The sequence below is a fragment of the Microvirga yunnanensis genome, from assembly GCF_025460875.1.
Map to the genome: position 1 here is coordinate 24,159 of NZ_JAMXFI010000098.1, position 6,013 is coordinate 30,171.

Annotated in this window: 6 protein-coding genes, 1 tRNA gene and 1 pseudogene; 6 read left to right on the forward strand and 2 right to left on the reverse strand. The window is 66.7% G+C overall.

Features of this window, described 5'->3' with window-relative positions; translation table 11 throughout:
• Window positions 1-65: 65 nt before the first annotated feature.
• Window positions 66-142: transfer RNA gene (locus NF876_RS32195), tRNA-Arg, on the reverse strand.
• A gap of 181 nt (window positions 143-323) precedes the next feature.
• Window positions 324-833 (reverse strand): hypothetical protein, encoded by a 510-nt coding sequence (locus tag NF876_RS32200; RefSeq protein ID WP_262272226.1) that lies wholly within the window; start codon window positions 831-833, stop codon window positions 324-326.
• Between the two features lie 271 nt (window positions 834-1,104).
• Between NF876_RS32200 and NF876_RS32205 the strand changes: the two genes are divergently transcribed.
• The 6 genes and pseudogenes from NF876_RS32205 to NF876_RS32230 form a co-directional block, all read left to right on the forward strand.
• Window positions 1,105-1,317 carry a sugar phosphorylase gene (locus tag NF876_RS32205; RefSeq protein WP_262272227.1) on the forward strand — a complete coding sequence of 71 codons (213 nt, stop codon included), beginning with the start codon at window positions 1,105-1,107 and terminating at the stop codon, window positions 1,315-1,317.
• A gap of 346 nt (window positions 1,318-1,663) precedes the next feature.
• Entirely contained in the window at window positions 1,664-1,894 is a 231-nt protein-coding gene (locus NF876_RS32210) for a hypothetical protein (RefSeq protein ID WP_262272228.1), read from the forward strand.
• 53 nt (window positions 1,895-1,947) lie between these two features.
• Window positions 1,948-2,766 carry a thermonuclease family protein gene (locus NF876_RS32215; RefSeq protein ID WP_262272229.1) on the forward strand — a complete coding sequence of 273 codons (819 nt, stop codon included), beginning with the start codon at window positions 1,948-1,950 and terminating at the stop codon, window positions 2,764-2,766.
• A gap of 6 nt (window positions 2,767-2,772) precedes the next feature.
• Window positions 2,773-4,197: a M48 family metalloprotease gene (locus tag NF876_RS32220; RefSeq protein ID WP_262272230.1), complete on the forward strand. Its 1,425-nt coding sequence runs from the start codon at window positions 2,773-2,775 to the stop codon at window positions 4,195-4,197.
• Window positions 4,198-4,297: 100 nt separating this feature from the next.
• The gene (locus NF876_RS32225; RefSeq protein ID WP_262272231.1) at window positions 4,298-5,461 is read left to right on the forward strand and encodes an IS110 family RNA-guided transposase; all 1,164 of its coding nucleotides are present in this window, start codon (window positions 4,298-4,300) and stop codon (window positions 5,459-5,461) included.
• Between the two features lie 361 nt (window positions 5,462-5,822).
• Window positions 5,823-6,013 (forward strand): annotated as a pseudogene (locus NF876_RS32230) (IS701 family transposase); the annotation flags it as partial.

The following is a 6,013-nucleotide window of genomic DNA, read 5'->3' on the forward strand; positions in this document are numbered from 1 at the left end:
GTGTCAAACCTTACCGAAATCCAAATGGAGGCATAGAAAAAGATGAGTATCTACAGAGACATAGCTGGCGATCCCGGGAAGACTCGAACTTCCGACCTTCGGTTTAGGAAACCGCTGCTCTGTCCTGCTGAGCTACGGGACCGCGTGAAGACAGGGGATTTAGCACGGTCGGCAGGGTCATTCCAGAGGGTTGCCGTTCTTCGTCAGCGCAGAACGCATCAGCATGATCACCGTACCCCCCGGTCCCCCGTTCTGCCGGCTTCGAGGCCGCCGTGTCGCCGGTCACGGGCACGGCGGCCGGAGCGGAGATGCGGCCGGGTCAGCTACCGTGTCATGGGCTCTCCGGTCTGAACCGGCAGCATGAGGTGTTCGTAGGGCGTGTCCGGCCACATCACATAGGGCTGCGCGGTGTCGGGCTTCGGGGATCTGGGATAGCCCTCCATCATGCCCTTGGCTCCGACGACCATGACATGCGGGCCGGTCTCGACCCAGTTGTTGTTGGGTTCCGGCTTTTGGGCATAGGGATCGGTGTTGCTGGCATTGGTGCCGCCGGAGAGCATGTACATGAAGCCGACCTTGTTTCTCGGCGGCTCCTTCTTCTCGAACCAGGCCTGGGCCCACTCCATGGCATTCTGGTCGCCGCACATGGGATCGGGTCCGGGCGAGTTCGGATTGTCCGCCAGACAGGTGAAGCCGTTCGTCCCCTTGCGGACGACGCGGGTCTTCCCGTCCGGCGCGACGTCGATGATGGTCGCGTCCTTGGCGACGGCCGGCGGCGCCGCCGTCATGGCGCTCCTGATGATGTCCTCCTCGTCGCTCGTGGAGCCCGCCATGCCCTGGTGCTGGGCGGACGCGACGCCGCCGAGGGCGAATGTCGGGATGAGGCTGCACGCGATCCAAGCGAGAGCGTGATGCCTGTTCTTGGCTCACCTCCTGTGGCTGGGCGACCGGCCTGCCCATTCTACTCCCATCGCGCCGCTATGGGGAGGCACCATGGGGGAGGCATCGCGTCCGGGAGCATGCACGCCTCTGCCCGGACGATTTGAGCCGCGAAGGAACCCGCTCCGTTCCGACCGGTTTGTTGAGGGCAACCGGAGGCATATCATGGCGCAGACGCTTCGAGACTTCCTGAAACGGGTCGAGAACCTTCCTCCCGATACCCTGCTCTGCGTGGCCGAGGTGGACGAGGCGTTTGCCGCGCACGTCGAGGAGATCGAGATCGTCGAGGATGCCAAGTCGCAGAACCGGAAGGCGGAGGGCACCGAGGCGGTCGAGCTCGGCAACGGCCACCAGAGGGTGGTGGTGATCCGCTGGTGATCCGCCGGTGATCCGCTGGTGATCTTGGAGCTTCGCGTCCGACCCTGGAAAAACCCCCTGATCTTGGCCGCAACAATTCGCCCCCGCCGCCATTGATATCCCGGGAAAACGGTTCCTGCCGGCCTGCGGCTCTCTCCTGAAGGCGGGGGACCTCCGGTCCGGCCGTCGTTCCGTCCCGGCACGACCACCCGTCAGGATCTCACCATGACGAAAAACATCCCAGGCTCGCGCACGCATCCCGAGGGCATCCCCAGGAAGGCCATGGCGGCTCGAATGGACGCGGAACGCAGCACCAGCAGGGCAAGGATGGCAACGGCGCCCAGAAGCGCCAGCAAGAGAAGACATCATGAGCAGCACCGGCAATCGCAGCCATCCGAACGAGACCCGCATCACGGGTCGTCCGAAGGACGACAAGGCTCACGGCGATGCGGGCGGCAAGCCCGAGTTCGACAAGCCCGAGATCGGCAAGCAGGGCGGCGCAACCCATCAGGAGAGCCGCGACCACAACAAGCACAACAATGCCGCGCAGAGCGGTTACGCGCCGCAGAAGCACAGCCCGGCGCAGGAGAAGCACTGAGCGGCCCGATTCAAGCGTAGCCGTTCGGCGTCAAACGGGTATGATCCCGTCCGATGACGGGATCGACCCTGAAAGCTTTCTGGGGCGCAGGCCTCGGGATCGTCCTGACGATCCCGGCTGGTTGGGCGCAGCCCCTTTCGCCGGCACGACGGTTGCCGGGCTGCCTGGCCGAGGCCCGGTCCGACCGGCTGCAGACCCTGTCCCCGGAGGGTGATCTCGTTCTGGCCTCGGGCCTCCTGGCCCGGCTCGCCGGCATCCGGCTTCCCGACGAAGGACCGCACCGTGTGGCGGCCTTGGCCCGGCTGCGGGCCTGGGCGGACCAGCCCATCCTCGTCCAGGCCGCCGCCGGTCCGGACCGCTGGAGCCGCGTTTCCGCCCGCGTCCGGTCCTCCGGCCAGACCCCTCCGGCCGAATGGAGTCATGCCCTCGTCGAGGCCGGCCTCGCCATGGTGGATGCGGGGCTCGACGATCCCTTCTGCCAGCCCGAACTGCTCGCTTTCGAGGCCACCGCCCGCGAACGACGCCTTGGTCTTTGGGCCGATGACCGCTATAAGCCCGTGGACGTCAATGAATCCGAGCGCCTGCGGGACCGAATCGGGAGCTTCGTGCTGGTCGAGGGTCGCGTCAGGAGCATCGGGGAGCGCGCGCAACGCACCTATTTGAATTTCGGGGGGCACTGGGCAGAAGACTTCACGATCATCATCCCGAGGAAGACCTGGAAGCAGATGTCGGACCGCGGCATGGGCGCCGAGGCGCTCAAGAATCGGCGAATCCGGGCCCGAGGCATTTTGCAGCCTTGGCAAGGGGCGGCCCTCTCCATTGTCATACCGGATATGATCGAGCGCCTCGAAGGCGGTCGCCTGCCACGATGAACGAGCATGAGCATCACACGTCCGACAGGTAGCTTCAGAGGTCTCGCCACCGTCATGCTCGGCGCCATGCTTGCAGGGTGCACCGGCTTCGGCGGGGACGTTTCGCTGCCCGCCAACGCGCCCCGGGTGATCGGCCCGGACAGGGACCGGGACCATATCAGGCTCGTGAGGGCCTTCGGGGGCGAAGGCCGGGCGCCCCAGCTCCAGCAGATGCTCACCGACGTGACCAACCGGCTCGTCATGGCCACCGACCGGCCCGACGAGGCCTTCCAGGTGACGATCCTGAACTCGCCCGTGGTCAACGCTTTCGCCCTGCCGAACGGGCGCCTCTACGTGACCCGCGGACTTCTTGCGCTCGCCAACGACACGTCCGAGGTGGCGGCCGTTCTGTCCCACGAGATCGCCCATGTCACCCTTCGCCACGCGTCCCAGCGCAGCGAGCTGCAGGCCCGCTCGGAGCTGATCGAGCGCGTGGCCGAGAACGTGCTGAACGACGCCGAGGAAGCCGCCGTGGCGCAGAGCCAGGCCCGTTCGACGCTGGCGAGCTTCTCGCGGGCCCAGGAGCTCGAGGCGGACCGGACCGGCGTCAAGGTGCTGGCCCGGGCCGGGTTCGATCCCTACGGGGCCTCGCGCTTCCTGACCGCCCTGGGACGCTCGGGCACGAGTTCCGACAGTTCGACCGCGGAGCGGAACGCCTCGCATCCGCGCACGGACGACCGGGTGGCCCGGTCGCTCCAGGCGGCCCGGCGCACGGGGATGCAGGGCACCGGCGAGACCGGACGCCTCACCTATCTGACGGCCCTGGACGGGCTCTCCTATGGGGATGACCCGGCCGACGGGGTCGTGAAGGGCCGCCGCTTCATCCATTCGAGGCTCGGCGTCGCCTTCGAGGCGCCGGAGGGCTTCACCCTGGAGAACACCTCCCAGGCCGTGCTCGGCGCCTCGGGCGACGGCGAGCGTCGTCTTCTGTTCGATGCGGCCGACACGCCGGAGGGGCAGAGCCTCGAGGATGTGCTGCGCTCCACCTGGACCGACACCCTCGAACCCGGCACCCTGACCACCGGAACGGTGAACGGCCTGCCGGTGGTCACCGCCCTGTCCAACGGCAAGGAATGGACCTTCCGCCTCTCGGCCATCCGGATCGGCAGCACCACCTACCGGCTCATCATGGCGACCCGGGGCAACAGGGGAGACCTGGAGGCGATCTTCCAGCAGACCCTCAACAGCGTCCGGCAGGTGCAGCCGGACGAGGCCCGCCGGATCAGGCCGCTCAAGATCCAGATCGTCACGGCCCAGCGCGGCGACACGGCGCAGTCACTGGCGGCCCGGATGCCGGTCGACCGGGCGCTCGAGAAGTTCCTGCTCCTCAACGGGCTCGGCGGGAACGACGCCCTCAAGGTCGGCGAGCGCTACAAGATCGTCGTGGAATAGGCCTGCCGGGTCCTAGCACTACAGATCCTATGGGGGTGGATAGCGGTCCACTCTCTGGCAGAGTGAGGTTGCTGTATCCACTCACGCTGGAGACCAACCGATGTCCGTTGAGCCCCGATTTGAGCAAACCGCTATCCGCACCCATCTTGGCGCAATCTTCGTCTCACTGGAACTCAGTCGTTCCGTTTGGCTCCTGACCTCTTTGTCTCCCGGGGCCGGCGAGACAATGTCCAGGCACAGCGTGCGCGGCGGCGATGTGGCCGGCCTGCTGATGCGGTTTGCTCAGTTGCAGGAGAAAGCGCGCGCTCGAACCGGTCAGCTATTTCCGATCATCACTGTTCAGGAGGCGGGTCTGGATGGGTTCTGGATCCATCGCGTGCTGGAGAGCGAGGGGATCGAGAGCCATGTCGTCGATCCCGCCTCGATTGCGGTCTCCCGGCGCTGCCGGCGGGCCAAGACCGACAAGATTGACGGAGAGGCCCTCGTGCGCACGCTGCTGGCCTACAAGCGTGGGGAGCCGCGGGTCTGTGCCATGGTCCGGGCTCCCACGCCTGACGCGGAGGATCGGCGCCGCATCAGCCGCGAGCGCAAGACGCTCACGGCCGAGCGCGTTCAGCACGTCAACCGCATCAAGGGCCTGCTGTTCGCGCAGGGGATCGGCGACTATGAGCCCCTGCACCGCGACCGCAGAACACGGCTCGAGGCGCTCACGACCGGCGATGGCCGGCCGCTGCCGGTCCATCTCAAGGCCCAGATCAGCCGCGAACTCGACCGGCTTGAGCTGCTGCTGGAGCAGATCAAGGCGGTGGAAGCCGAGCGGGATCACCTGCTTGCCTGTGCCAACGAGGAGGCCGGCGCCGTGCCACCGGCGCGACTGCTTCCCCTAAGAGGCATCGGTCGGGAAGCCGCCGCTGTTCTGTGGGCGGAGGGCCTGTTCCGCACCTTCGCCAATCGCCGGCAGGTGGCGGCTTATGCGGGCCTGGCCCCGTCACCCTGGAAGAGCGGATCGGTGGATCGCGAGCAAGGCGTGTCGAAGGCCGGCAACCCACGCCTGCGCACCACCATGATCCAGCTCGCCTGGCTCTGGCTGCGCCATCAGCCCGCCTCGGCCCTGAGCCTGTGGTTCCAGGAGCGGGTTCGGCGCAACGGCGGGCGCCTGAAGAAGCCGATGATCGTGGCGCTCGCCCGTAAGCTGCTGATCGCGCTGTGGAAGTATGCGACAGCCGGAGTGATCATCGAGGGCGCCGTGATGAGGCCTGCGTAAGGTACGGCACGACTGGGTGGATGCGCTTCGCCGGACCCTGATCAGGTCCGGCGGATCCAGGAGGACGGACCGATGTGCAATAGGGCGTTCAGTGCCGCACTACAGAAGGGTCCCGTCGCCTGAGCCCACGTCCGCTGCAAGCGGGATTATGGTGCGGCTGCGTGCGCGCAGCGACCGGATGTGAGTTGGAGCTGGCGCTGGACACGGGCCAGATCATGCAACGGGCTCAGACCTTGGATGCCAAACACCAGCCGGAGATCGGATCGGAGTTCCGATGAACCAGCATCTTGACCGACCAGTTCCCATGTGAGTTGCAGGTTTAGAGCTCTAACTACCTCCTGATCTGACACGGGAGGCTGCCATGACGGGTGTGGCGATCGAGCAGATGCTCGAGCTCTGGTGTGTGGAGTTGCGTCAGGTCAAAACCGATCTTCAGTCCCTGTTTGCTCATCCCAGTGTCGGCGCCTCGGCGGCCGCCTTCCTCGATGGGGTGCTCGGGCCGGAGCGGCGCAAGACCGGCTGGATGCGGGCCGAGGCTGCGGGCGACTCGGG

Bases quoted from the DNA above. Each gene is read 5' to 3' on its own strand.
- NF876_RS32215 (WP_262272229.1), top strand. From the start codon at position 1,948: ATGACGGGATCGACCCTGAAAGCTTTCTGGGGCGCAGGCCTCGGGATC.
- NF876_RS32200 (WP_262272226.1), bottom strand. From the start codon at position 833: ATGGCGGGCTCCACGAGCGACGAGGAGGACATCATCAGGAGCGCCATG.
- NF876_RS32225 (WP_262272231.1), top strand. From the start codon at position 4,298: ATGTCCGTTGAGCCCCGATTTGAGCAAACCGCTATCCGCACCCATCTT.
- NF876_RS32205 (WP_262272227.1), top strand. From the start codon at position 1,105: ATGGCGCAGACGCTTCGAGACTTCCTGAAACGGGTCGAGAACCTTCCT.
- NF876_RS32220 (WP_262272230.1), top strand. From the start codon at position 2,773: ATGAGCATCACACGTCCGACAGGTAGCTTCAGAGGTCTCGCCACCGTC.
- NF876_RS32210 (WP_262272228.1), top strand. From the start codon at position 1,664: ATGAGCAGCACCGGCAATCGCAGCCATCCGAACGAGACCCGCATCACG.